Annotated in this window: 29 protein-coding genes; 22 read left to right on the top strand and 7 right to left on the bottom strand. The window is 63.5% G+C overall.

Annotated elements, in window-relative coordinates; translation table 11 throughout:
• Nucleotides 1–41 precede the first annotated feature (41 nt).
• Together murB and BMW87_RS35115 are read left to right on the top strand one after the other, a co-directional pair.
• Entirely contained in the window at nt 42–1,094 is a 1,053-nt protein-coding gene (gene murB, locus BMW87_RS18660; protein WP_093077901.1) for a UDP-N-acetylmuramate dehydrogenase, read from the top strand.
• Between the two features lie 4 nt (nt 1,095–1,098).
• Nucleotides 1,099–1,941 carry a glycine-rich domain-containing protein gene (locus BMW87_RS35115; protein WP_093051705.1) on the top strand — a complete coding sequence of 281 codons (843 nt, stop codon included), beginning with the start codon at nt 1,099–1,101 and terminating at the stop codon, nt 1,939–1,941.
• A gap of 81 nt (nt 1,942–2,022) precedes the next feature.
• Here the strand turns inward: BMW87_RS35115 and argG are convergent, their stop codons facing one another.
• From argG to BMW87_RS18635, 4 genes are all read right to left on the bottom strand, one after another.
• Nucleotides 2,023–3,363, bottom strand: coding sequence for an argininosuccinate synthase (gene argG, locus BMW87_RS18650; protein WP_093051703.1), 1,341 nt, complete (start codon nt 3,361–3,363; stop codon nt 2,023–2,025).
• A gap of 23 nt (nt 3,364–3,386) precedes the next feature.
• Nucleotides 3,387–3,713, bottom strand: coding sequence for a pyrimidine/purine nucleoside phosphorylase (locus BMW87_RS18645; RefSeq protein ID WP_093051699.1), 327 nt, complete (start codon nt 3,711–3,713; stop codon nt 3,387–3,389).
• Between the two features lie 125 nt (nt 3,714–3,838).
• Nucleotides 3,839–4,423: a glycine zipper 2TM domain-containing protein gene (locus tag BMW87_RS18640; protein ID WP_093051696.1), complete on the bottom strand. Its 585-nt coding sequence runs from the start codon at nt 4,421–4,423 to the stop codon at nt 3,839–3,841.
• Nucleotides 4,424–4,481: 58 nt separating this feature from the next.
• A complete protein-coding gene (locus tag BMW87_RS18635; RefSeq protein WP_093077899.1) occupies nt 4,482–4,856 on the bottom strand; it encodes an ArsC family reductase in 375 nt (124 codons plus the stop codon).
• 246 nt (nt 4,857–5,102) lie between these two features.
• Here BMW87_RS18635 and BMW87_RS18630 point away from each other — a divergent pair, with 246 nt between their 5' ends.
• From BMW87_RS18630 to BMW87_RS35110, 13 genes are all read left to right on the top strand, one after another.
• Nucleotides 5,103–5,360, top strand: coding sequence for a helix-turn-helix domain-containing protein (locus BMW87_RS18630; protein WP_143062592.1), 258 nt, complete (start codon nt 5,103–5,105; stop codon nt 5,358–5,360).
• Between the two features lie 215 nt (nt 5,361–5,575).
• Nucleotides 5,576–5,929, top strand: coding sequence for a hypothetical protein (locus BMW87_RS18625; RefSeq protein ID WP_093077896.1), 354 nt, complete (start codon nt 5,576–5,578; stop codon nt 5,927–5,929).
• 55 nt (nt 5,930–5,984) lie between these two features.
• Complete coding sequence (locus BMW87_RS18620) at nt 5,985–6,242, top strand: hypothetical protein (RefSeq protein ID WP_143062591.1); 258 nt, start codon at nt 5,985–5,987, stop codon at nt 6,240–6,242.
• Nucleotides 6,239–8,518 (top strand): phage/plasmid primase, P4 family, encoded by a 2,280-nt coding sequence (locus BMW87_RS18615; protein ID WP_093077893.1) that lies wholly within the window; start codon nt 6,239–6,241, stop codon nt 8,516–8,518. The genes BMW87_RS18620 and BMW87_RS18615 overlap by 4 nt, the downstream gene beginning before the upstream one ends.
• A 165-nt stretch (nt 8,519–8,683) precedes the next feature.
• Nucleotides 8,684–9,109 carry a hypothetical protein gene (locus BMW87_RS18610; RefSeq protein ID WP_093077892.1) on the top strand — a complete coding sequence of 142 codons (426 nt, stop codon included), beginning with the start codon at nt 8,684–8,686 and terminating at the stop codon, nt 9,107–9,109.
• 301 nt (nt 9,110–9,410) lie between these two features.
• Nucleotides 9,411–10,139 (top strand): hypothetical protein, encoded by a 729-nt coding sequence (locus tag BMW87_RS34740; RefSeq protein WP_143062589.1) that lies wholly within the window; start codon nt 9,411–9,413, stop codon nt 10,137–10,139.
• Nucleotides 10,140–10,296: 157 nt separating this feature from the next.
• Complete coding sequence (locus BMW87_RS18605) at nt 10,297–10,821, top strand: hypothetical protein (protein ID WP_093077890.1); 525 nt, start codon at nt 10,297–10,299, stop codon at nt 10,819–10,821.
• Nucleotides 10,818–11,249: a hypothetical protein gene (locus tag BMW87_RS18600; protein ID WP_093077889.1), complete on the top strand. Its 432-nt coding sequence runs from the start codon at nt 10,818–10,820 to the stop codon at nt 11,247–11,249. Before BMW87_RS18605 ends, BMW87_RS18600 begins: the two co-directional genes overlap by 4 nt.
• A gap of 13 nt (nt 11,250–11,262) precedes the next feature.
• Complete coding sequence (locus tag BMW87_RS18595) at nt 11,263–12,525, top strand: hypothetical protein (protein ID WP_093077887.1); 1,263 nt, start codon at nt 11,263–11,265, stop codon at nt 12,523–12,525.
• Between the two features lie 3 nt (nt 12,526–12,528).
• On the top strand, nt 12,529–14,241 hold the full coding sequence (locus BMW87_RS18590) for a hypothetical protein (RefSeq protein ID WP_093077886.1): 1,713 nt from the start codon (nt 12,529–12,531) through the stop codon (nt 14,239–14,241).
• Nucleotides 14,242–14,302: 61 nt separating this feature from the next.
• A complete protein-coding gene (locus tag BMW87_RS18585; RefSeq protein ID WP_143062588.1) occupies nt 14,303–14,527 on the top strand; it encodes a hypothetical protein in 225 nt (74 codons plus the stop codon).
• A complete protein-coding gene (locus tag BMW87_RS18580; protein ID WP_093077883.1) occupies nt 14,508–14,840 on the top strand; it encodes a hypothetical protein in 333 nt (110 codons plus the stop codon). Before BMW87_RS18585 ends, BMW87_RS18580 begins: the two co-directional genes overlap by 20 nt.
• A 646-nt stretch (nt 14,841–15,486) precedes the next feature.
• The gene (locus BMW87_RS35110; RefSeq protein WP_177192803.1) at nt 15,487–15,651 is read left to right on the top strand and encodes a hypothetical protein; all 165 of its coding nucleotides are present in this window, start codon (nt 15,487–15,489) and stop codon (nt 15,649–15,651) included.
• Nucleotides 15,652–15,665: 14 nt separating this feature from the next.
• On the opposite strand, the gene BMW87_RS18570 is transcribed toward BMW87_RS35110, so the two are convergent.
• Nucleotides 15,666–15,935, bottom strand: coding sequence for a hypothetical protein (locus BMW87_RS18570; RefSeq protein ID WP_093077880.1), 270 nt, complete (start codon nt 15,933–15,935; stop codon nt 15,666–15,668).
• A gap of 133 nt (nt 15,936–16,068) precedes the next feature.
• Between BMW87_RS18570 and BMW87_RS18565 the strand changes: the two genes are divergently transcribed.
• Nucleotides 16,069–16,479: a hypothetical protein gene (locus BMW87_RS18565; RefSeq protein ID WP_093077878.1), complete on the top strand. Its 411-nt coding sequence runs from the start codon at nt 16,069–16,071 to the stop codon at nt 16,477–16,479.
• Nucleotides 16,480–16,511: 32 nt separating this feature from the next.
• Here BMW87_RS18565 and BMW87_RS18560 read toward each other — a convergent pair whose 3' ends face one another.
• On the bottom strand, nt 16,512–17,648 hold the full coding sequence (locus BMW87_RS18560; protein ID WP_177192802.1) for a tyrosine-type recombinase/integrase: 1,137 nt from the start codon (nt 17,646–17,648) through the stop codon (nt 16,512–16,514).
• Nucleotides 17,645–17,956, bottom strand: a complete 312-nt coding sequence (locus BMW87_RS35105) for a hypothetical protein (protein ID WP_177192801.1) — start codon at nt 17,954–17,956, stop codon at nt 17,645–17,647. The genes BMW87_RS18560 and BMW87_RS35105 overlap by 4 nt, the downstream gene beginning before the upstream one ends.
• Nucleotides 17,957–18,275: 319 nt before the next feature.
• Here BMW87_RS35105 and folC point away from each other — a divergent pair, with 319 nt between their 5' ends.
• From folC to gltX, 6 genes are all read left to right on the top strand, one after another.
• Nucleotides 18,276–19,583 carry a bifunctional tetrahydrofolate synthase/dihydrofolate synthase gene (folC, locus tag BMW87_RS18555; RefSeq protein ID WP_093077875.1) on the top strand — a complete coding sequence of 436 codons (1,308 nt, stop codon included), beginning with the start codon at nt 18,276–18,278 and terminating at the stop codon, nt 19,581–19,583.
• 61 nt (nt 19,584–19,644) lie between these two features.
• Nucleotides 19,645–20,520, top strand: a complete 876-nt coding sequence (locus tag BMW87_RS18550) for an SPOR domain-containing protein (RefSeq protein ID WP_093077873.1) — start codon at nt 19,645–19,647, stop codon at nt 20,518–20,520.
• 21 nt (nt 20,521–20,541) lie between these two features.
• A complete protein-coding gene (locus BMW87_RS18545; protein ID WP_093051684.1) occupies nt 20,542–21,027 on the top strand; it encodes a CvpA family protein in 486 nt (161 codons plus the stop codon).
• Between the two features lie 12 nt (nt 21,028–21,039).
• Nucleotides 21,040–22,542: an amidophosphoribosyltransferase gene (gene purF / locus BMW87_RS18540; protein WP_093077872.1), complete on the top strand. Its 1,503-nt coding sequence runs from the start codon at nt 21,040–21,042 to the stop codon at nt 22,540–22,542.
• A gap of 11 nt (nt 22,543–22,553) precedes the next feature.
• The gene (locus BMW87_RS18535) at nt 22,554–23,774 is read left to right on the top strand and encodes an O-succinylhomoserine sulfhydrylase (protein WP_093051678.1); all 1,221 of its coding nucleotides are present in this window, start codon (nt 22,554–22,556) and stop codon (nt 23,772–23,774) included.
• A gap of 7 nt (nt 23,775–23,781) precedes the next feature.
• Nucleotides 23,782–25,170, top strand: a complete 1,389-nt coding sequence (gene gltX / locus BMW87_RS18530; RefSeq protein WP_093077870.1) for a glutamate--tRNA ligase — start codon at nt 23,782–23,784, stop codon at nt 25,168–25,170.
• Nucleotides 25,171–25,198 lie beyond the last annotated feature (28 nt).

Genomic DNA, 25,198 nt, shown 5'->3' with positions numbered 1-25,198 from the left:
TCTCTCCTGAATTCACTGGTGCTGGATGCGACAATTCTCCCATGATCGTGGAGTCCAACGTCCCGCTGCAGCCCTACAACAGCTTCGGCATCGTCGCGCGTGCGCAGCATCTGGCGCGCATTGCGGGCGAGGCCGACCTGGTCGCGCTGCGCGCCGATCCGGCATGGCGCGACGCGCCCCGGTTCGTGCTGGGCGGCGGCAGCAACATCGTGCTCACGGGCGACGTCAAGCCGCTGGTGCTGAAGATCGAGATCAAGGGCCTGCGGCTGGTGGAAGAAACGCCGCGCGCCTGGATCGTCGAGGCCGGTGCCGGCGAGATCTGGCACGACGCCGTCGAGTGGATGGTGCGCAACGGTTACCCGGGGCTGGAAAACCTGGCTCTCATTCCGGGCACGGTGGGCGGCTCGCCGGTGCAGAACATCGGCGCCTACGGGGTCGAGTTGCAAGACCGCTTCGATTCGCTCGACGCCTTCGACCTGGAAACCGGCCGCAGCTTCACGCTCGACGCCGCCCAATGCGCCTTCGGCTATCGCGATTCGGTGTTCAAGCACGTGCGCAGCGGCCCGAACGACTTCGGCCTGGCGGGCAGGGCGGTGATCACCCGGGTGCGCTTTCGCCTGCCCAAGCCCTGGAAGGCCGTGGTCGGCTACCTCGACCTCGAACGCAAGATGGAAGAAACCGGCAACTTCACGCCGAGCGCACAGGACGTCTTCGACTGGATCTGCGCTATTCGCCGCGCGAAGCTGCCCGACTGGCGCGTGCTGGGCAACGCCGGCAGTTTCTTCAAGAACCCGACCGTCACGCCCGAGCAATGCGCGGACATCATCGCGCGCGACCCCAAGATCGTTCACTACCCGATGGACGACGGCAGCATCAAGCTGGCAGCCGGCTGGCTCATCGATGCCTGCGGCTGGAAGGGCAAGTCGGTGGGCAATGCCGGCGTTTACGAGCGGCAGGCGCTGGTGCTGGTCAACCGCGGCGGCCGCGAGAACCCGGTGACCGGCGGTGAGGTGATGACCCTGGCCAAGGCCATCCAGACCAGCGTGTACGAGCGCTTCGGCATCCGGCTGGAGCCGGAGCCGGTGGTGGTCTGACGGCATGGATCTCGACTTCCTGCACTTGAATTTCCGCCGCCGCATCGGCGCGCTGCTATGGGCCCGACGGGCGGTGCCGCTCATTGCGCTGCTCGCGTTGTTTCTGGGCTCGCGCCGCTGGGGCTCGGTGGTGGCCGTGATTGTGGTGGCGCTGCTGTTTTCGGCGGTGCTCAAGTTCCTCGAAACCAGCTTGCGGCGCCAGTTCATCCGCGAAGCGCGGCTGCCGCCATTCCTTGTCGGCAAGCTGTGCGAGGCGCATCCGCAGCTCAGCCGGCGCGACGCCGAACTGGTGCTGCGCGGCCTGCGCCAGTTCTTCATGGCGCACCTGCGCAGCGAGCGCAAGTTCGTGGCGATGCCTTCGAAGGTGGTCGACACGGCCTGGCACGAGTTCATCCTGCACACGCAGGGCTACCAGAACTGGTGCAAGGCGGCCTTCGGCGGCATGCTGCACCACAGCCCGGCCGAGGTACTGGGCAAGGATGCCCGGCGCAACGACGGCCTGCGCCGCACCTGGTACTGGGCCTGCAAGGAGGAGAGCATCGATCCGCGCAAGCCGGCGCGCCTGCCGCTGCTGTTCGCGCTGGACGTCAAGTTCGCGATCGACGGCGGCTTTCACTACGTGCCCGACTGCCGGGCGGTCGAGCGGTACATCGGCTCGGACGCCCAATGCGGCACCAGCTTTGGGGAATCGTCTTCGTCGGATGGTGGCAGCGCGGGTGATGCCGGCGGGTTCGGCGGCAGCGAGTCGTCGAGCAGTGGCGGTGACGGCGGCTCCGGCGATGGGGGCGGCTCATCTGACGGCGGTGGCGGGTGTGGCGGCGGCTGCGGTGGAGGTGGCGGGGACTGACCCTCGCAGCGCACCAATGAAAAACGGGCCCCGAGGGGCCCGTTGTCGTTTCTGCCTCGCAGGGGAGGCAGAGAGCGGCGATCAGCTTGCGTCGCCGTCGTTGGCCAGCTTCGGCAGCGAAGCGCCTTCGCCCGACGACAGCAGGCCGACCCGGGTGTAGATCGCGAGCTTCTCGCGCGTGTCGACGATGTCGAGGTTGCGCATCGTGAGTTGGCCGATGCGGTCCAGCGGCGTGAACGCGCCCTCGACCTTTTCCATGCTCAGGCGCTCGGGCTTGTACGTCAGGTTGGCCGATTCGGTGTTCAGGATCGAGTAGTCGTTGCCGCGGCGCAGTTCGACCGTCACTTCGCCGGTAATGGCGCGCGCCACCCAGCGCTGCGCCGTTTCGCGCAGCATGATGGCCTGCGGGTCGAACCAGCGGCCCTGGTACAGCAGGCGGCCGAGGCGGCGGCCGTTGTCGCGGTACTGCTCGATGGTGTCTTCGTTGTGGATGCCGGTGACGAGGCGCTCGTAGGCGATGAACAGCAGCGCGAGGCCCGGAGCCTCGTAGATGCCGCGGCTCTTGGCCTCGATGATGCGGTTTTCGATCTGGTCGCTCATGCCCAGCCCGTGGCGGCCGCCGATGCGGTTGGCTTCGAGGATCAGGTCGACCAGGTTGGCGTAGCGAACGCCGTTCAGCGCAACGGGCACGCCTTCTTCGAAGCGCACCGAGACGGTTTCGCGCTTGACTTCGACTTCGTCCTTCCAGAAGGCCACGCCCATGATGGGCTGCACGATCTGGATGCCGCTGTTCAGGTGCTCGAGGTCTTTGGCCTCGTGCGTGGCGCCGAGCATGTTCGAGTCGGTCGAGTAGGCCTTTTCGGCCGACATCTTGTAGGCGAAGCCGGCCTTCTGCATGAACGCCGACATTTCGGCGCGGCCGCCCAGCTCGTCGATGAAGACCTGGTCGAGCCAGGGCTTGTAGATCTTGAGGTTGGGGTTGGTCAGCAGGCCGTAGCGGTAGAAGCGCTCGATGTCGTTGCCCTTGTAGGTGCTGCCGTCGCCCCAGATGTGGACGTCGTCTTCCTTCATGGCCGACACCAGCATCGTGCCGGTGACGGCGCGGCCCAGCGGCGTGGTGTTGAAGTAGGTGACGCCGGCGGTGGTCACGTGGAAGGCGCCGGCCTGCAGGGCGGCGATGCCTTCGTTGGCCAGCTGCACGCGGCAGTCGATCAGGCGGGCATTTTCGGCGCCGTAGAGCATCGCCTTGCGCGGGATCTCGTCGTAGTCGGGCTCGTCGGGCTGGCCGAGGTTGGCGGTGTAGGCGTAGGGGATCGCGCCCTTGTTGCGCATCCAGTGGAGCGCCGCGCTGGTGTCCAGGCCGCCCGAGAAGGCAATGCCGACCTTCTGGCCGGCGGGAACGTTTTGGAGGATGGTCGACATGTCAGGTTTCCCGGGTTCGCGGTTCAGCCGAAGTGGCAGATGTAGCTGTAGGGCTCGCCGCTCACGCGGATCTGGAAAGTGGAGTTGCCCGGCACGCTGAACTTCTGCCCGGGGCCCGAGGCCACCCATTCGCTGGTGCCCGACAGCAGGTATTCGCAGCTGCCGGCGGTGCCTTCCATGATCTCGGGGGCGCCGGTGTTGAAGGTGAGGGTGGACGGCAGGATCACGCCGACCGATTTCTTCGTGCCGTCCGCGAGCGTGAGGCTGTGGCTCACGCATTTGCCGTCGAAGTACACATTGGCCTTGGTGGCCACTGCGGCGCTGTTCAGAGTATCGGTAGTCGTCGTCATTGGGTGGCGCCGGCGCCTGGGCGGTCGGCAAATCGAGGACGCACCGCACCAGCGGCGCACCCGTCAAGGGTTGGAAAAGTCCTCGATTTTAGGGGCTCGGGCGGCTTGGGCCGCCGGCCGGTGGCTCAGCGGTGCCAGCCGCGGTATCCGCCACCCCAGCCGCCACGGTAGCCGCCGCCCCAGCCGCGCGAATAGCCGAGGTTCAGCGAGATGCCGACCGGCGGGTAGACGTAAGGATAGGCATAGGGGTACGCATAGGCCGGCTGCACGTAGACCGGATCGGCATATACCGGCGCGGGCTGATAGACCGGGGCGGGGGCGTTGGAGACCACTACGCCCGGTTCGGGCACCACGTTGTCCCAGGGAGAGCCTCCGGACTGCGGGGCGTAGCCGCCGTTGTTGGCCTCGACCGGATAGGTCTGCACCTGCGACTGCGGCGCCACCGGCGAGGTCGTCACGCCGTAGCCGCTGGCCTGGATCGGAATGGTCGCGCCGGGCTGGCTGTTCATGCGGGTGGTGTACTGACGCCCGTTGTACTCGTAGGTGACGTTGTAGTTCACGTCGCTGCCGGTCGTTTCGCGGATCGGGGTGGCGGAAATCACCCGGGCCTGGACCACCTGGTTCTGCTGGGCGTGCACGACGCCGGTGCCCGCGGCCAGCGTGCCGGCCACGGAAATGCCGGCGAGGGTGCGAAAAACGAGTTTGTTCATGGTGTGTCTCTCCTGCAGATCGCGGTTTGACGCCGGGCTGTAGGTCGGGTTCCGGGGTTTACACGGCGTTGACAGCCCAGGATTCGGCGTCGAACCCTGTCGTAACGGGCTTTTTCGGGCCCCAGTTGACCACCGGCCGCTTGATCAGGCTGGGGTTGGCCAGCAGCACCGCGCGGGCCGAACCGGCGTCGACCACGCCTTCTCGGGTGGCGTCGTCCAGCTTGCGCCAGGTGGTGCCCTTGCGGTTGACCAGGGCCTCCCAGCCGGGCTTCTTCAGCCACTGGTCGAGCTCGGCTTCGGGCACGCCCTGTTTCTTGAAGTCGTGGAAGGTGTAGGCCACGCCATGTTCATCGAGCCAGGCGCGGGCGCGCTTGACGGTGTCGCAGTTCGGTATTCCGTAAAGGATGGTTTCTCGGGGAGAAATCTTTGTCATTTTTGTTGCGTCGCTAGGAAACAAGCTAGAAAACAGGCCGGGAGGTCGAGCCTCAAGAAATCGCTTCTCGGCCTCAAAGAAAGCAATTTAAACTCCTTCGTAGCATCCGAGCTTTCGCGACCGCAGCAAAGCAGCCGGGTTACAAAATGGTTTCCGACGATCACCGCCCCTATGGGACAACGTCGGGTGTTTCTGGGTCCACATTGACCTGCGACTGGCGGGCAGTCCTTGTAACAAGGATGAGTCATGTCTGCCGGATCCATGGGCCAAACCGCGCCCGAATTTAAGTCACCACGTATCGCATTCGGCCCAGAGGTTGGCGCCGATCTGCCTGAGGTCATGCTCACGGAAGAAGTTGCCACCTTCCTCCGTATGTCGCCCGAGTCGCTGACCAACATGTACTACAAGCGCAAAAAGTGGCTTCCGCCGCGCCGGAAGCTGGGCGGGGTGTACAGGTATCTGAAGCGCGACGTTATTGCCTGTGTAATGCCAGCGGAGCAATAACGAAAGTCGCGCTTCAGGGCGTTCTTTTCTCGCCTTTCGAGAGCGCTACTCCTACTATCGATAGGTCGGTAGCGACCGATTACTCCGCCTCAAACCCCCGGACCAGCGCGGCCACCGGGGGTCTTTTTCCCAAACATTTTCGACAGTGCAGCCCCCGGGTTGCGCTGCCGCATGGAGCTGACATGCCCGCATCTGGACCCTTTGGAAAATGGACGATGTCCGACTTGGCCGAAGAACTGAACATCGGCATTCCGTATTTGCGTCAAACGCTGATGGAAAAGGGGGCTCCGAAGCTGATCCCCGATCTGACAGCGGGACGCCTGAATCTTTACAGCGACGACACCGCCGAACGTTGGCTCGCTGACTACCGCAAATGGCGCGAGGAAGAACCCGCCCGCAAAGCCGCCAAGCGTGCCGATGACGACGCGCGTGCACGGTATGCGAGGGAGGCAGAAATGACCCGCATCAGCGCCGAGCAACGCCTGATGGCGGAGGGGCAGGCCGCGACAGATGCGGCCAATGCCGAAGAAGCGGCACGCGTCCGGCGCGCTGAGGGTGGGGTGTACTGAAATGAGGCTGCCGCCACGTTTCTACCCCTATGACGGTTCGGGGCTACGAATGCTGATGTTCGACCTCCGCATCCAGCCTCGCAGCTTCGATCAACTGAAGTCCCAGCAGTACCACCGTCGCCATTTCGACCAGTACGAGCGCGGCCCGCGCAGCCGGATCAAGTCCTTCCGCAAGGAGTACCGCCACCTGCTCCGGCGCTACCTGCCTAACCCGCTGGTCGAGCCGCCGCTGCCGACTTTCGAGCGCCTGCCTGCCGATGATTACGAGCGCGCAGTACTGCTGGTGGCTGCGCTTCGGGGAGAAGTGCAATGAGCGCGAATCTCAAGCTCGTGGAGCCCGCCCCATTCATGGTGCGCGACCTCGCGCGCTCGCTGCTGACCGTTGAGATGCTGTCGGTGGTGTCTCCGAAACCGCCGGAGGTGGTCCCATTCCGCGACAGCGAAACGGGAGAGGCGCTCGACGCATACCGCATCTACTGGACCGACACCTATAACCAACTCAGGATCGACCGTCCCGACAACAAATATCTCGGCAGCAGAGGCGTGACTCCGCCTGTCGCGTTTTTGTCGTCTATGGACCCGGAGAACGCTGAAGCAGCCTTCAAAAAATCGACGGTGAAGGCCATCGTGGAGGGCTACAAGAAGGCTGCTCTGTTCGCGCTGACCACTGGAATACCCACGGTGGCGATCAACGGCGTGTCGGGCTGGCACGAGTCGGATGCTGAGGACGGCGCCAGCCGCAACATGCGCTCGGAGATTCTGAGCCGCATCAAGCAGGGTGACGAACTGTTCGTGGCGTTCGATGGCGATGCCGTCACTAACGATCTTGTCGGCGGTGAGCTTGTCGCGCTGGTGGTCGAGAGCCAACTGCACCACGTCAAAACCACGGTCCCCGATTTCGGCCACAGCAAGGACGGGAAGCGCCTCGGCTATGACGACTGGTACGCGACCTGGAACGACGCGAACTGGTTCGTTGATCTCGATGAGAACGCCAACCTTGCGGCGCTATACCGGCTTGATCCCATCAAGGTGGAGAACCTTGAGGCGAACACCAAATGGCTGCTGAGCAATCCCGACCGCTTCATGCAGGCGGCGACAAATTTCACCGACCAAGGCGCGGCCACGAAGTTCGTCCAGCTGTTCGGTGAGGGCAATTTCTACTTCCTGCCCGACACGGGCGAATGGGCATTCTGGGACGCTTCGGCGGGCCGCTGGACGCGGAGCAAGACCAAGCCCACGGAACTGGCCGTACAGGTGTCGATGCACTACGCCCGCCGAGCGCAGGTGATCCGCAGCAGCGCCGCAGCGATCAAGGGGGATGACGACGTGGCGAAGAAGTCGCGCGAGACCATCATCAAGCAAGCGGTGCCGCTGGAGAAGTGGGCCGCCAAGCTCGAAGGCATGGCGACGATGACGAACTTCCTGACGAACGTGTCGAATCGGGCAAAGCATCAGCGCCGGTCGTCCGACTTCGACAAGGACCCGCACGTGCTCGCCGTCGCCAACGGCGTGGTCGATCTGAGCACCGGCGTGCTGCGAGCGGAAGAACAGGACGACTTGATTCTGCGACGGTGCGCGGCGATGTACCCGGAAGCGGAGCCCAAGACGCCCGGTGCCTTGCGAGCCCGTGAGTTTGTTCGTTCAGTGACGTCTCGGGCGGACGGGACGCCCGACGCTGAGCGCGAGCGATACCTTCAAACGCGCCTCGGTTCCGGCCTGCGCGGGTTCAACTCGACCACCTCAGCGGACATCTTGTCGGGGCACGGCTCCAACGGGAAAAGCGCGTTCGCCAACCTGATGCACCACACCCTCGGGACCTACGCCGCTGACCTCGATATCAAGGCGTTCGTGGCTACCAATAAGGCGCGCGACCCCGAAGCGGCCAAGCCTCATCTCGTGAAAGCCATCGGGGCTCGTTGGGTGTTCGCGAAGGAGTTTGAGAAAACGAACCACCTCAACGAGGCGTTCTTCAAGGAGTTCACCGGTGGCGAGAGCATGACGGTACGGGCCAACTACGCCGAGGGCGGCAGCGTCGAGCTCAGCGCGAACCTGTTGATCACCACGAACTACATGCCCCACCTGACGCACATCAGCAGGGCGACGATGGATCGGATCGCGCTGTTCCCGTTCCGGCGCTCGTGGAATCGGGACCAGTCGGTGGGCGCTTCTGCCGATGCCGACCGCTGGTACATAGATGAAATGAAGAGCGACCCCGACGCGCAGTCTTGGATGCTTTGGTGGCTCGTGCAGGGCGGCGTTCGATGGGAGCAGCAAAACCGACGCGTGGGCCCGATGCTTGCGGATTTGGTGGAAGCACGCGCCGAGTACGAGCAGGCCGAAGACGAAATGGCCGAGTGGATGGACCTTGAAGGTTGGGAGTTCAGCACCGACGCTGGGGCGAGGGCAGTGCAGAAGGACCTGTACGAGAGCTATCGCAGATTCAAGATTGGGGAAAAGCACGTAGCCATCCCGGAAAGCGCGAAAGCCTTCTATTCATCCCTCGACAACTACGCCAACGGAAAAATCAAACGCCACGAGTCAAGCGGTCAGAGGTATTTCCTCGGAATTCGTATGAAAGGGAAGTTTTGAGAGCGGAAAAAGAGCGGAAAGAGCGTTTAGAGCGTCGGGAAAATCTAGCTCTATAAAAATCGCTCCGATTTTTTTCTAGCGCTCTAAACAAGTAGAAAAAAGACGCTCTAAACGCTCTTTCCGCTCTCGCGTGGTGGTGGACCCCATTAGAAATTGGAGAATGAGATGAACTGGACGAGTGAAGACTTTAGAAATGGCCTCTGCACGGTTGCAGAGGTTGGTACGCCGCGCCCGGAGGTGCCCCCCGTGATAGACGCACCTCCACCCGCCGTTATTGCCTCAGATGCCCCGGCCCCATCGCTTCGCGAGCAGTTGAGCAAAGATGCGCTAGTGGCCTACCGTGAGCTTGGCGGTGTGGAGTACTTGAAGAAGAACCCGGCGCTGCTTGATAAGGTTCTGGCCAAGAGCATCGCTCCCGAGCCGATCACAGTCACCAACAATATTCGGCTGGACGATATGCCGTGGATCACAGCCCAGCGGCATGCCTATAAATTCCGAGACCTCCCGGAAGACGCCGAAATTAAACATGGCGCGCCGAGCTTGCCAGCGCCTGGAACGCCGCGCGATTCCGGCGAGCCGGTACCCGAGTAGCCCCGCGACCGATAGCGCGCCTACGGGCCTTTAATCGCTTCGCACTAGCGCGGCCTAGCTCACGGCCTAGCCACGCAGCGCTAAGTCATTGATCTGCACTGACAACGTTATACCGAGGGGGTATACCGGTGAGCCGGGCGGCTGCGGCGGCGACCGGGCGAGGCGCTATGAGCCTAGGCGCTGCACCTGCTGCGACAGGTCCATGACCGTGTGCTGGCAGTGGGAGGGGGTGAGGCCTCATGGACTGCTGATGATGGCCCGGCTGCATGTGTGAGCAATCGGCGGGTGGGGGTGGGTGAGCATGTCATTGGCAGCCCTTGCGGAGCCTGCACCCGAAATCACAGAGAAAGTGCATGATGTCGGGATGGACGATATTGTATTTTCTCAAACGCCCGAGGGTTTAAGTATCGAGGGGTACCCAGATGCGGTCAAAGTCGTAAAGGTTGGAGGGGAAAAAGCTTGGAAATTAGCCGATTTCTCCCTGCATATCAACGATTTGAAATTTTCGCGCGAGTGCTTGGAAGTATTGAACGCCCCAGCCGAGTCTTTGTTTTTGCGCCAAGCTTTGTGGCGGTCTGCGGTAATTCATTACACTAAATGCTTTGCCACTGGAGTGCGCCGAAAACTTACGCCGGGTGCCATTTACGCAGGCCAACCTCCGTTGGCGTTAGAGGCGCAAAAGTACTTTCTAGAACTGAGAAATAAGCACCTCGCGCATGACATAAGCAATTTTTTGTCCGTTGAGGTCGGGGCAGGCATAAACAAAGAGGGCCAAGAATTTAAGGTTGCAAGGGTGTTCTGTCCGGTGTTTGAAGTCGAAACCCTGAACGACGGAAACTTCAATAATTTGAAGCTTTTAGTCGATCACGCCATTGAATGGGTCGATGTGGAACGAGATCGATTGTGCGTCGCAATAACTTCCGACCTGGAAAAGGAAAGTTGGAAAAACCTTATTGCTCGCGACCAGATGACTTTTACTGCGCCGTCTGGCGATGTAAGGGATGGGCGGGCGGCTCAGAAATACGATTGAGATCAATTAAGTAGAAATCCTAATTCCCCAACTAACGAATCTTCTTTATAGGCGGCTCTAATTCCGAGAAAATAGGTTTTCGGAATTAAGTGTCGCAATGAAATCAAGTTCTACCCCCAATTCAGGTCTAGGCTTTCTGCGTTTTGCCGCTGACGCAGTGAAGGCGGAGCAACTGGACGAAGCGCTGGGCCGGTACGAATACCACGCCCAGAAGGCCCAGAGCTTCCTGCTTGAGGCATTCGCGCTGGACGAAGCTGCCATCGATCGGCACTTCCCGCATCTGCGCAAGGCTCATCTCCCGCGCTGCAAGCCAGACCCGCACCTGAACCCGGCATTCACGACGCTGCAAGCGGCCCTGCTCTCGGCGAAGCCCCGCGCCACGCCAGAGGACGACGCCGCGCGCGATTTGGAGCGGCGCAGCTTCGATAAGGCCCACCCCGACTACGTGCCGCTGACGGACGAGCAGAAGGCACGCAGGTACAACGAAGGCGGCTACGTCGATATGCCTCGGGAGATGGCCCGCAGCTTTGGCATCTCGATGCGAGAGGTCGAGCACTTCACCCAACTCGCGCGAGCCCCCGAGCCCACCTTCATTTCTTCGCTCCCGCGCGCTGCCCTCGACAAGGCCGCTGGACGCACTCGCGCCGAGGGCGCACCGCAGCCTTGGAAGGACTCCAAATGAGCTTCACGCCCAACTACACCTCCGACGAAGAACTGGCGTTCTTCGGCCAGCCGGGCGTCATTAACCGCGCCCGCCAGCTTTCACCGGCGCAGATCGATCACCTGGCGAGAGACTTGAGGCAGTTCAGGCGCGCGGAGAACGGCGAGCGTGCGCGCCCCGATGAGATCAACAACTCCACCATGGCCCGCTCAGTCGCCAATGAATACGGCCTCGCCACGCCGTTCGCGCCACGCGACACGCACCGGCCGGACCGCACCAGCGACAGACAGGTGATGCGGCACATGCGTGAGATCAGTCAGCGCATCGAGGACGAGACCACGACATACGACCTGCAGAAGCGAATGGGCACCGATGCCGACGGCCCACTGCCTGAGCCCACTTTGCGAGACCAGATCGCTGCGGCGGCGAACGTCCATTCCACCGACTAACCCGGAGCGCACCATGTCCTCACTTCTTGACGGCCTCTTTGCGCCGGACAACACCTCACTCCCCGCCAGCTACGGCAACGAAGCGTTGATGCGTCGGCAGCTTCAACTGCGCGACCGCGAGGCCACCCTCAAGGAAGCCGCAAAGGCTGCGCGCGAAGCGGCCCCGCCGCAGGGCACCATGGTCTCCGGCATCTACGTGAAGCCATCCATGGCGCAGCAACTCACCCCCATCGCCCAGCAGATCGCACAGGCGATCCAGAAGAAGGGGTTGGAGGCTGATCAGACCGGCTATGACTACGTGGAGGCGGGCGCGGTCCAGCAGCACATGGCCCAGCGTCCATCAGACAGTGCCCCGGTTGAGGCGAAGCTCGCGTGGGCACAGAAGGGGGCCCAGATTCCCGCGATGCGGTCCGTCATGATGGACTACATCAAGGACCTGACAGTCAATGAGCCCGAGCGCATCGCGAACCGGGCCGACAAGAAGGACGCGCGTGCCGTAGCCATCGCCGAGGCCCAGCGCAAGCAGCAAGAAGACCTGGAGTACAAGCGCGACCGCGACGCAAGCAACGACCAACTACGTCGTGACTTGGCCGGCGACTCCAACGACCTGCGCCGCACGCTTGCCGCGGCTGTACGGGCCAATGGCGGTGGGGGCGGCGGCGACAAGGCCAGCAACTATCAGATCATTCAGGACGCTCAAGGAAACTCGGTGCGCGTTAACAAGCTGACGGGCGAGCAGATGCCTCTTGGCCCCATCGGTCGCGAAACGGCGGGCATCACGAAGGAGCGTCAAGAGCAGGGCGAAAAGGTGTCCAACGCCAAGAAGGCGCTGACCGACTTGGATGAGGCCGAACGCATCTTGCCGACCGCCACCGGTTCCGCCGCTGGATCGCTGCGCGACACCATCGCGGGCGCGGCAGGTATCTCCACGGATGGCGCGAAGGCGGCTGCACGGCTCGACCAGATCGCTTCCACGCTCGCGGGGCAGGTGCCACGTCTCGGGGGATCGACCTCCGACAAGGACTTGGCGTTTTACAAAGAGCAGGTCGGCAATCTCGGCGACCGCTCCAAGCCGGTAGGGGTCCGTCTGGCCGCGCTCAAGCAGGTTCGCAAGTTCATGGAGCGTGCTTCTGACCCATCGTCCTATGCGTCGCCGACTGGTCGGACTGCGGCTGGTCCGAGCATTCGCGATGCCGTTGAGACGGCGGCCAAGAAGGCGTCTGAGCCCAGTGGCAAGGTTCGCGTCTACAACCCCGACACTGGCCGGCTGGAGTAGGTCATGGCGAAGCTCATCGCACTCCCGGACGGGTCCACCGGCTCGTTCCCGGACGATATGGACGACGGCGCGATCACCGCGGTGCTTCGCAAGCAGTTTCCGCCGAAGGAATCCGCGCCCAATCCGGCCGAGGGGATGTCAACCACTGAGCGGTTCATGACGGGCGTTGGTGGTTCGGCGGCGCGGCTGCGGGACAAGATTTTCCCGCCCGGCTCCCCCATCGATGCCCTCACGATGAGCCAGACCGGCGACAACGGCAGGGCGCGCAAAGCCGACCTCGCCACCTACGAAGCCAACAAGGAGGCGCTGGGCACTGCGGGTAAGGCAGGAGAGATCACGGGTGAAGTCGCTGCTACCGCTGTTCCGATTGGGCGTGTGGCGTCCCTCGGTGGCAAGGTGCTCACCAGTACCCTTGGGCGTATGGCTCCCGCGACGGCCGACATCGCCACGAACGCGGCCTATTCCGCTGGAACTGCCGAACCCGGCGAGCGCGGCTCGGCGGCGTTTGCTGGAGGGGCTGGGGCCGCTGGAGGTCGCCTGCTTGTTCGCGCGCTTGGCGGACTGGCCCGTCCGTTCATCTCCAAGGAGGCCCAAGCGCTGATCGACGCAGGCGTGCGACCTACCCCGGGGCAGTTGTTCGGAGAAGGGCCCATCGGCAGCGCGATTCGCGGCATCGAGGACAGCGCCACATCGATTCCCCTCGTGGGCAGTGTCATCAAATACGCCCGGGGCCGCTCCATCAGTGAGTACGGCAACGCTGAGATCAACGCGGCGCTCAAGCCGCTCGGCGTCACGGTCAAAGGCTCCGGCGCAGAGGCCGTCGAGCAGGCCAGCAAAGCCGTGTCGGACACATACGACCGCGTGCTTCCACAGACTTTCATCCAGCCGCAGAACGTCAAGGCAGCGCTTGCGAAAGCCACTGCGTCCATCGACAGCATTCCCCTGATCACCGACGAGCAGAAGGGGCAGATCATGAAGTACGCGGCTCAGAAGATCATGCCGGCGATCAGCGAGGCGACGCAGCGCGGTGGGCCGATCAGCGGCGAGGTTGCGAAGGGCATCGATTCGGAGATTGGCTATCTCGCTCGCAAGACCAGCGGCTCGCTGAATCCGGCTGACCACCCATTGGGGGAGGCTCTGTATGAGCTTCAGGCCTCGCTGCGTGAGACCGTCGAGGGCATGACTCCGGAGGCCACGAAGGTGCTTGGTGCTGCGCGTACCGCCTATCGCAACCTGTTGCCCGTCATCGGCGCTGCTGACAAGAGCGCGACAGGCCAGTTCACCCCGCGCCAACTGAATCGCGCCAGCGGTCAATTCGACCAGACCCCCGGTGCTCTCAATCGGGCCGGACAGAGCGTGCTGCCGAACACTGTGCCCGATAGCGGTACGGCGGGCCGCGCGCTTCTGGGGCTCGCACTGACAGGTGGAGGCGCTGCGCTCACCGGCCAGGTGGCCCCCGCCGCTCTTGCTGCGGCGTTCTACTCTGGCCCGGGTATGCGGTTGCTGGTGAACGGCCTGCGTACTGACCTTGGCGCGAACGCCTATGAAACCATCGCGAAGATGGCGCCTCAACAACAGGCGGAATGGTTAGGGAGATTCGCACAGCAGCATCCCCAGTTCCAAGCGCGCGCGGCCGAGGTGGGCAAGCAGGTTGTCTCGCAGATTGCTCGCTCCCTCGTGGTGAGCGGCGGAGGCGCAAATGATTCGCGCGACTGACGTTCTCCATGCTGCTATTGACTCACGAGACGACGGGGGCCAATCGAGGCGCACTGCCGATATGTCCCAAACGGAACTCCAGAAATGGATGCTGGAGGAAGCCAATCGACTGATCGAAGCGCGCAAGCAGATCGAACGCCCCGCACGCCCGGTGTGGACAAACCAAATCCACGACCCGAACGAGCGTGCCCCCGACCTGGAACGCGACGCTATCAACGACGCAGCCGCTCAGGTCGCCGCGCGATTGCTGAAGAAGGACAGCGCCGATGAAGACGCCCGCTGGTGAACTGATCCACGTGGCATACCTCGGCGCGTTCGTCGTGTCCGGCGTTCTCTGCCGCGATGACCTGTACCGCGATGCGGAGGGGGCCTACTGGGCCGAGCCGACGCGAACCAATCCGGATGGTTCGTGGGAGTCGGCACTCCACCGACTGGACGCCACGGACCAGTGCGCCGCGGTGGGCGAGGCGTTGCTGGCCTTGCTGGTGGTTCTTGACCGTGACGGCCTCGACCCGAAGTTCATGACGATCATTCACCACGCTCCCGGCTTGGCTGCGAGCGTCGAGGCAGTGGAGGCCATGTCTCCGCGCGTTCACTGAGGGCGCAGCGGTGACTCCCTTCCCCTTGGTCAATGGTCGGGTTCAGCTGACCACCAGCGCAGTCGCCGTAACCGACAGCTATCTCAGCGCCCTCCGCATATCCACCGCTCCCGCAGTACGTGCGTCCACCGCGGCTGCACAGGCTACGTGTGGGGGGCTGGCGTTCACCGCCTCGGGGCAACTGGTCTACGTGGACGCCACAGCAGGCCTCCCGGCCAATACCCAGTTCTGCAACGGCCTGGCGATGAGCCCCACAGGAGCCCTCTGCGTGAGTACGGGCGCGGTGGCTAGCTGGTCCCAAGGTCTACCGTTCGCGGCGAACGGCGCGGTGTGCGTGACCCTTGTCTAGATTAGTGAGGTATCAACGGTGTTCTCCCCATTTTTCGACGCGCTCGCGGGTACCGGTCCGAGGCTAGCGACCGTAGAGCCGCCTGTGCAGCCAGAAATCCGTGCCGCTGCAGGGTCTAAATCCGAAGGGGAGGGAGTAAGTAGCCCCGGGCGCTTCGGCGCGTTTACGGGGCTCGAATTGCCTAAGGCTCGCAAACGGATCGAGCGCCCGTTAGAGCCTGAAACGTGCCCTGTCTGGGGCGGTGCGCCCCTAGAACGCGGACTTCCGAACACGCCGATCACCGCGTGCCAGGAACTGATGCTCGCCATCGTCCTTCAAGGACTGCGAGACGATGACCTCGACTACGTGCTCAGTCCGACGTTCATACATCACTGCTGCTACGTGGGGCTTGACCCCGACACCGCGCTGAATATCAAGATCAAGTACCTGCGCGGAGAGATCACTCTCGCCGCGCACGTCTAGGCGTGGCGTGCGTATTACGGATACATCGCCCAGTTCTTCTTTATCCATTCGAAGATGTGAGCCCGACTGTGAAGATTTGACGGCACCTTATCGTGGAGCAGCCGTTCCGCTTTGAGGGCATCTGTGTTGTTTGCGGTGATGGTGTTTACGAAGTAGAGAACTTCATATCCCTCGTGTCGATTCACAAACTTGCCGTCGATAGCACCCGTGATCTTTGGATCATCAGGCTTCACGGCCGTCCAGCTGTATGTGTACTTCAAGTCACCTTTGGTCAAAGTGCCCATGTCCCGCTCCTTATTGTTGGTAGCGGTTTATGACAGATGCCCAAATTCGATGCAACTGGGATGAGCCCTGCCTTGGGCTAGCGGCATCCATCGCCTTCAACTTACGATCCGCGACTAACAGAAGGAGAAGGCGATGAAGAAATTGTTTTGTGCGGTGTGGGTCTCGCTCGCGAGCGTTGGTGCGATGGCGCAGGCCACTGAGGGGGCGAAGTTCATGAGGTTCACGATGGGCACAGACCCGATAGTTCAGGTGGGCTTTGCCACGTCGGAACTATGTCGAGCCTATGACGAGGCATCGAAGAAGCAGGTCGCTGAGGGGGCGCCAATGAATGGGATCAAGTTCAACTGCTCGGATACGAGCGTGGCTTCGATGCTTCCATACGAAGGGGTGCTGCGTGATGAGCTTTTCGGCGAGGCGGTTGTCGTCTCATCTAAGACTGAGCTGAGGTGTCTCAACACACTTGCTGAGCTTCTCAAGATCAAAGACCCGAACTTTGGCCGACCAGTTTTCACCTCAGTAGCCGCGTGCAAGCTGAAGAACTGACCTAGCCGCGCGCCTCGTCGGATGCTGGCCGACTAGCCGGAAATGCCGTCCAGATACTTGCGCACGGTCGGGTCATCCATAAAGGCATAGTGCCTTTCGGTGGTCTGGATGTTCCGGTGGCCCAGCGTTTCCTTCACCACTTCCAGCGGCGCTCCCCCTCGCAGAAGCACTGACCCGAATGTCCGGCGCAGATCGTGAGGTGTGGCGTGTTCCTCAATGCCTGCCGCTTCGAGCACTCGCAGCCATGCGTAGCCGGGTTCCACGATGTGGCCGGTGCGGCTCTTCTTGGGGCTCGGGAAGACCCACGTCTTGTCCTTGCCGACCTGCTCCCGGAACAACTCCACCGCGTCGGCGCGTAGTCGGACTCGCATGATGTTCTTCATCTTGCTTTCTGAGCGCGGGATGGTCCAGATCGCCGCGTTAAGGTCTATGTCCTTCCAGTTGGCCGCGGCAAGGTTTCCCCAGCGAACGCCAGTGAGCAGGAGCAGCCTGAAGAATGGGCGCCAGATCGTGAACTTGAATTCGTCCGTCTCCAGCGCCGCAAGCACTTGCCCGCGCTCGCGGTCGTTCAGAACTCGCTCGCGTGGCTCTGACTCGACCAATTTCAGGTCCATGCCGGTGTTGTCGCCCCGATACAGCCTGCGCCGGATCGCATACGCAAAGACGGCTCGGAACCCCTTGAGCGCCCGGGTCGCCGCCGCAGGGCCGCGCTCCTTTGTAATCTTGCTCTGGCGACCCTCCAGCTCGATGGCCGTGATATCCCCCATGGGGCGTTCCAGCCAGTCGTCGTAGACGCCTTTGCGACGAAATGTTTCATCGGCCCACCTCGGCTGCTTCCCCTTGTTGAGGACCAGCGACCTGGTGTACTCCGCCAGCGCGGCGCCAAGCGTGGTGACTGCAGGCTTGGGGGCCGGCTTGGCGTCTTCCTTCAGGCCCACGTATTTAGCGATGGCCGCTTTGCGCGCATCGTCTACCGGCAGGTCGATGTAGTCGCCCAGCGACCGGCGCACCCCGCACTTCCGGGCAGCGATCCACTTGTAGATGCCCCATTTCTTGACGGTTCCCCCGGCTGTGACGTACAGGCGCAGGTACTTGACCTCATCGTCGGCGTATTCGCCATCGGTCTTGAGAGCCCGGACGTTCGCCTCGGTGAAATGCATCCGCTTCATGCCTTCACCACCTTCCGCGTGCGGCTGTTGGTGGTCTTCGGCCTGACGACCCTGGGCGCGTAGCCCTCGCTCTCGATCACGAGGTTGGTCTTGGCCGCGACCGTGTCGGTGGCGAGCACCTTGACGTAGTACAGCGTGGCGCCGTCTTTGAAGTAGATATATGCGCTGCCCCGGCCTTCGGTGGTCCATGCGTCGGTCGGCTCGCCGTCGAGCATGGCTACGAACGGGGCCGAGCGCGGAGCGTGGGCGTACTTGGTGGCGGCGACCTTCTGCGTGCCGGTGGAGAGCGTGAAAATGAAGTTGGTCATGTCGGGCTTCCGGTAGTGGCGAATCAAAACGTTCGCCCGACAACGAATTCTGAGTGGATGAATTGGCTGTCGTCTATGGATTCACACCGACATTTAGTGTGTACGGTTGGGGGCCGCTAGGCGAGTCGCTAGAGCGCGGGCTAATCGGCGGTTAGGAGCGGTTATGAGCCGTCCGTTGCTTTTTAGCCCCTCCCACTCGGAGAAGCGTTGAGAACGGATGCGCGGTTAGGCCGCGTTATGTGGCCCTTTCGTCCCAGTTCGGAATGCCGTATAGGGTTGTCATGGCCGCGATGATGCCCCGAGCGGCGGGTCAGCGACAATGCCGGCCTCCATGGAAACCCTGAACGACTGGCTCGCGCGCGCCGAGCAACTCCATCCCAAGAACATCGAACTCGGGCTCGAGCGCGCCAAAGAAATGGCGCAGCGCCTCGGCCTGCGCTTCGGCTGCCCCGTCATCACGGTGGCGGGCACCAACGGCAAGGGCTCGACCTGCGCCATGCTCGAATCGATCTTCACGCACGCGGGCTACCGCACGGCGGTGTTTACCTCGCCGCACCTGGTGCGCTTCGAAGAGCGGCTGCGGCTCAAGGGCGAAGCGGTCGATGCTTCCAAACTGATAGCAAGCTTCGAAGTAGTGGAAAAGGCGCGCGGCGACATGCCCTTGACCTACTTCGAGTTCACCACGCTCGGCATCCTGCATTGCATGATCGAGGAAAAGCCCGACGTAGCGATCCTCGAAGTCGGCCTGGGTGGGCGGCTCGACGCGGTCAACATCATCGACACCGATTGCGCGGTCATCACCAGCATCGACCTCGACCACATGGAATACCTCGGACCCGACCGCGAAAGCATCGGCTTCGAGAAGGCCGGCATCCTGCGCCCGGGCAAGCCCGCCATCGTGAGCGACCCGATGCCGCCGCAGAGCGTGATTGACCATGCCAACGCCATCGGCGCCGACCTCTGGCGCTTCGGAACCGACTTCAACGTGTCGGGCGACAAGCAGCAGTGGGGCTGGTCGGGCCGTGGGCGGCGCTACAGCGGGCTGGCCTATCCGGCGTTGCGCGGGGCCAACCAGCTCATCAATGCGGCCGGCGTGCTTGCGGCGCTCGAAGCGCTGCGCCCGCAACTGCCGATCACGGCGCAGGCCGTGCGCAACGGGCTCGCGATGGTCGAGTTGCCGGGCCGCTTCCAGATCGTGCCGGGCGAGCCGGCGCTGGTGCTCGATGTGGCACACAACGCTCATGCCGTGGCCGCGCTGGCCGAGAACCTCGATGCGATGGGCTTCTACCCCACCACGCATGGCGTGTTCGGTGTGATGGCCGACAAGGATCTCGCACCGATCCTCGCGCGCATCGGGCCGCTGATCGACCGCTGGTACTTCACCGACCTGCCCACCCCGCGCGCGGCCAAGGCGGCCGACCTGCTGGCCAGCTGGCAGGCGCAGAACACGCGCACCGATGCCTCAGGCAGCGTGTACGCGGGCCCGATGGAAGCGTTGCGCGCAGCCATCGAGCAGGCGGGGCCCGCTGATAGAATCGTGGTCTTCGGATCGTTCTTCACCGTGGGTGGCGTGCTCGAAAACGGCACCCCCCGGCTGCAAGCCAAACACCTGCTGCCAGGCGGCTGATCGTCGGGCTGTCCATACCATCTGGCACCACCTCGCTGCACTCCTTCAGGGATCGAACTTCATGGCGTTTTTCAAGTTCCGCACGCGCGGCCCACAAGGCAACGAAGGACGCAGCGCCCCGGCCGCTGTCCCCGCGGAAAGTGTCGAAACCATGCGTCGGCGTGCGCGCCACCGGCTCCTCGGCGCAGCGGTGCTGGTGCTGCTTGGCGTGATCGGCTTCCCGCTGCTGTTCGATACGCAGCCGCGGCCCGTGTCGGTCGACATTCCCATCGAGATTCCCGACCGCAACAAGGTCAAGCCGCTGCCCGTGCCCGCCACGCCGGCACCCGCCACGAGCACCGCACCGGCTGCGCCCGACAACAGCAGCTCGCGCGTGGCCTCGGCATCGCCCTCGTCCGGCGGCATGATCACCGAGACCGCCGACGGCACGGTGATCGATTCCGGCAAGCCCGTGCCCAGCACGCCGCCCGTCGCGGCCGCCGAGCCCAAGCCTGAACCGAAGCCCAAGCCCGAGCCCAAACCGGAGCCGAAGCCCGAACACAAGCCGGAACCCAAACCAGAGCCCAAGCCGAAGCCCGAAGCCAAGCCGGACCCCAAGCCCGAAGCGAAGCCCAAGTCGGCCGCCTCGGACGACGGCGCCCGAGCCCGTGCGCTGCTCGAAGGCAAGCCCGTCACTACTGCTGCCAAGCCCGCCGCTTCCGATGAAGGTGGCCGCTTCGTGGTGCAGGTGGGCGCTTTCGCCGATGCCGACAAGGCGCGCGAAGTGCGCCAGAAGCTCGAAAAAGCCGGCCTCAAGACCTATGTGCACGTGGCGAAGACTGCCGACGGCGAACGCACGCGTGTGCGTGTCGGCCCCTTCAGTTCACGTGCCGAGGCCGACCGCGCGGCGGAGAAGGTCAAGGGCTTGTCTTTGTCGGCCGCGATCCTCACGTTGTAAGAGCCGTCGCCAGCTGTTGCCGTGGCCTTGCTCGACTGGATTGCCGTCGCGCTCATCGGGGTGTCGATGCTGTTCGGCCTGATGCGCGGGCTGGTGTTCGAAGTGATTTCGCTGATCGGCTGGGTGGCAGCCTTCATTGCAGCCCAGTGGCTGGCTTCCGGTGTGGCGGCATGGCTGCCGTTCGGCGATCCGCAGGGGGCGTGGCGCTATCCGCTGGCCTTCGTGCTGGTGTTCGTGGCGGTGGTGTTCGGCGTGGGCTTGGTGGCCGCGCTCACGCGCAAGTTGATCACGGTCGTGGGTCTGCGGCCGGTGGACCGGATTTTGGGAGCAGCGTTCGGAGCGGCGCGGGGTGCGGTGGCCCTGCTCGTGCTGGCCGTCGTTGTTCATTTGCTGGTGTTGAGCGACAGTGCCTGGTGGCACGAGTCGCGCAGCGCCATTGTTCTCGATGCGGCATTGCAGGGCCTCAAACCCTCGCTGCCTGAAAAGTTGGCAAGCTACCTGCCCTGAGAGGAATCGTTCATGTGTGGAATCGTCGGCGTTGTCAGCAGCGCACCCGTCAATCAGCTGCTCTATGACGCGCTGCTGCTCCTGCAGCATCGCGGCCAGGATGCCGCTGGCATCGTGACCTTGCTCGAACGCAAGTTCTTCATGCACAAGGCCAAGGGCATGGTCCGCGACGTGTTCCGCACGCGCAACATGCGTGCGCTGCCGGGCAATGTGGGCTTGGGCCAGGTGCGCTACCCGACCGCCGGCAATGCGTACAGCGAGGAAGAGGCCCAGCCCTTCTACGTGAACGCGCCGTTCGGCATCGTGCTCGTGCACAACGGCAACCTGACCAACGCGCATGCGCTGCGTTCGGAACTGTTCTCCACCGACCACCGGCACACCAACACCGAGAGCGACTCCGAAGTGCTGCTCAACGTGCTGGCGCACGAACTGGAGCGCTCTTCGCGCGGCGTGCCGCTGCATCCGGCCGAAGTGTTCGCCGCGGTCAAGAACATGCACAAGCGCCTGCGCGGCTCGTACGCCGTGGTGTCGCTGATTGCCGGCCACGGCCTGCTCGCTTTCCGCGACCCCTACGGCATTCGCCCGCTGTGCATGGGCCGCAGCGCCGACGGCACCGTGATGGTGGCGAGCGAATCGGTCGCGCTGGAAGGTTCGGGCCATGTGTTCGAGCGCAACATCAACCCGGGCGAGGCTGTGTTCATAGACCTCGAAGGCAACGTGCATTCGATGCAGTGCGCCGAAGCGCCGACGCTGAATCCCTGCATCTTCGAATTCGTGTACCTCGCGCGTCCGGACTCGGTGCTCGACGGCATCTCGGTCTACCAGGCGCGCCTGAACCTCGGCGAAACGTTGGCCAAGCGCGTGGTGTCGACCGTGCCGCCGAACCAGATCGACGTGATCATCCCGATTCCGGAGTCGAGCCGGCCGAGCGCCACGCAGCTCGCGCACCTGCTGGGCGTGCCGTACCGCGAAGGCTTCGTGAAGAACCGCTACGTCGGCCGCACTTTCATCATGCCGGGGCAGGGCGTGCGCAAGAAGTCGGTGCGCCAGAAGCTCAACGTGATCGCCAGCGAGTTCAAGGGCCGCAACGTGCTGCTGGTCGACGACTCGATCGTGCGCGGCACCACCAGCCGCGAAATCGTGCAGATGGCGCGCGACGCCGGCGCCCGCAAGGTCTACCTGGCCAGCGCCGCGCCGCCGGTGCGCTACCCCAACGTCTACGGCATCGACATGCCGACCAAGGACGAACTGGTGGCGCACGACCGCACCGTCGACGAAATCCGCGAACTGATCGGCTGCGACGCGCTGATCTACCAGGACGTCGACGCCATGAAGCGCGCCATTGGTTCGCTCAACCCCAAGCTCGACGGCTTCGACGCCTCGTGCTTCGACGGTGTGTACGTGACCGGCGACATCGACACCGACGCCATCTCGCGCATGAACGGCAACCGTCCCCGCGTCGAAGAGACCGAAGAAGATTCTTCGCGTCTCGCGCTCCCCAACCACAGCGAGTGAGAGCCCAAGAAGTGACCGACGAACGAACCCTGCCGCCCGGACTGCATCGCGACACGCTCGCGCTGCGCACCGGGCTGGCGCCGAGCCAGCACGGCGAGCACTCCGAGGCGCTGTTCCTGACGAGCGGCTTCGTGCAGCCCGACGCCGAAACCTCGGCGCGCCGCTTTGCGGGCACCGAAGCGGGCTTCACTTATTCGCGCACGTCCAACCCGACGGTGGCGAGCTTCGAGCAGCGCCTTGCAGCGCTCGAAGGCACCGAGGCCGCCATCGGCGCATCGACGGGCATGGGCGCGATTCTCATGATGTGCATGGGCCTACTGAAGGCCGGCGACCACGTGATCTGCTCGCGCTCGGTGTTCGGCTCCACGCTGAACCTGTTCGGCAAGGAGTTCGCCAAGTTCGGTGTGGAAACCACTTTCGTCTCGCAGACCGACGTGGCGGAATGGCGCGCGGCGCTGAAGCCCAACACCAAGCTGTTGTTTGCCGAGACGCCGACGAATCCGCTGACCGAGGTGTGCGACATCCGGGCGCTCGCCGATCTGGCGCACGGCGCGGGCGCGCTCCTGGCCGTAGACAACTGCTTCTGCACGCCGGCGCTGCAGCGCCCCACCGAACTGGGCGCCGATCTCATCATCCATTCGGGCACCAAGTACCTCGACGGCCAAGGCCGAGTGATGGCTGGCGCGATCTGCGGGCCATCGAAGCTCATCGTCGACGTGTTCGGCCCCGTGGTGCGCACCGCCGGCATGGCGCTGTCGCCGTTCAATGCGTGGGTCGTGCTCAAGGGCATGGAAACGCTGGGCATCCGCATGCAGGCGCAATGTGCGAACGCACTGGCCGTTGCGAAATGGCTCGAAGCGCAGCCGGGCATCGCACGCGTCTATTACCCGGGACTCGCCTCGCATCCGCAGCATGAACTGGCGATGCGCCAGCAGGCGGGGCAGGGCGGGGCGGTCGTGTCCTTCGACGTGGTCGGCAACGACCCCGAGACGGCGCGCGCCAATGCCTTCCACGTGATCAACAGCACGCGCGTGGTCAGCATCGCGACCAACCTCGGCGACACCAAGACCATCATCACGCACCCCGGTACGACCTCGCACGGGCGCCTCACCGAAGTGCAGCGCCAGGCCGCAGGCATCAGCCAGGGGCTGATCCGCCTCGCGGTCGGCCTCGAGTACATCGACGACATCACGGCCGACCTGCAGCGCGGCCTGAGCACCCTGACAACCTGATTGATTCATGACCGGCAAAGTTCGCACCCGCATCGCACCGTCTCCCACCGGCTTTCTTCACCTGGGCACGGCCCGCACTGCGCTCTACTCGTGGGCCTATGCGCGCCACCATGGCGGCGAGTTCGTGCTGCGCATCGAAGACACCGACGTGGCCCGCTCCACGCAGGACTCGACCGACCAGATCCTCGCGTCGATGCACTGGCTCGGCCTCGATTACGACGAAGGCCCGATCTACCAGATGCAGCGCCTGGAGCGGTATCGCGAAGTGATCGCGCAGATGCTCGCGGCCGGCACGGCCTACCACTGCTACTGCACGCCGGCCGAACTCGACGAGATGCGCGAGGCGCAACGCGCACGCGGCGAAAAGACGCTGTACGACCGCCGCTGGCGTCCCGAGCCGGGCAAGGTGCTACCGCCCGTGCCCGAAGGTGTGCCGCCTGTTGTGCGCTTCTGCAATCCGCCCGAAGGCGACGTGACGTGGAACGACCTCGTCAAGGGCGAGATCACCATCAACAACCGCGAGATCGACGACCTCATCATCCTGCGGCCTGACGGTGTGCCCACCTACAACTTCGCGGTGGTGGTCGACGACTGGGACATGAACATCACGCACGTGTTCCGTGGCGACGAGCACATCAACAACACGCCGTGGCAGATCAACATCTTCCGCGCGCTCGGCGCACAGTTGCCCGAGTTCGGCCATGTGCCCGTGATCCTCGGCGACGACGGGCAGAAGCTGTCGAAGCGCCGCGGCGCCGTGAGCGTCACGGCCTATGAAGACAACGGCTACCTGCCCGAAGCGATGCTCAACTACCTCGCGCGCCTTGGCTGGAGCCACGGCGACGACGAGCTCTTCACGCGCGAGCAGATGGTGAGCTGGTTCGACGGTTCGCACCTGTCGAAGAGCCCCGCGCAGTGGGATGCAGCCAAGCTCGCATGGGTCAACGCGCAGTACATCAAGGCGAAGAGCGGCGACGAACTCGCACCGCTTGTTGCAGCACAGTTGCAAAAGCGAGGCATCGCGGCCGACGAGCGTTTGCCTGCGATCTGCGCGCTGTTCAAGGACCGTTGCGACACCACGGTGGCATTGGCCGACTGGGCTGCGGCGTTCTATGCGGACATCAACGTGAGCGATGCCGATCGTGCGCAGCACATCACTGATGCAGTGAAGCCAGCGATCGCAACGCTCGCAGAAAAATTGACGACGGCTGCCTGGGATAAGGCCTCGATCGCAGTTATCATCAAAGAAGTTCTCGCGACACATGCATTGAAAATGCCGGTGTTAGCGATGCCAGTACGAGTGCTTGTGATGGGAACATCGCAGACACCGTCCCTCGATTCAGTGCTCGAAATTTTTTCCCGCGAAAAAGTTATCGAGCGATTGAAAAAGGCCTGAAAAATCGGGCTATAATTCGAGGCTCGAC

Source organism: Variovorax sp. OV084 (assembly GCF_900111625.1).
GTDB lineage: Bacteria > Pseudomonadota > Gammaproteobacteria > Burkholderiales > Burkholderiaceae_C > Variovorax.
The sequence above is the reverse complement of the archived record's forward strand: the minus strand, read 5'-3'. Positions and strand labels throughout refer to the sequence as shown.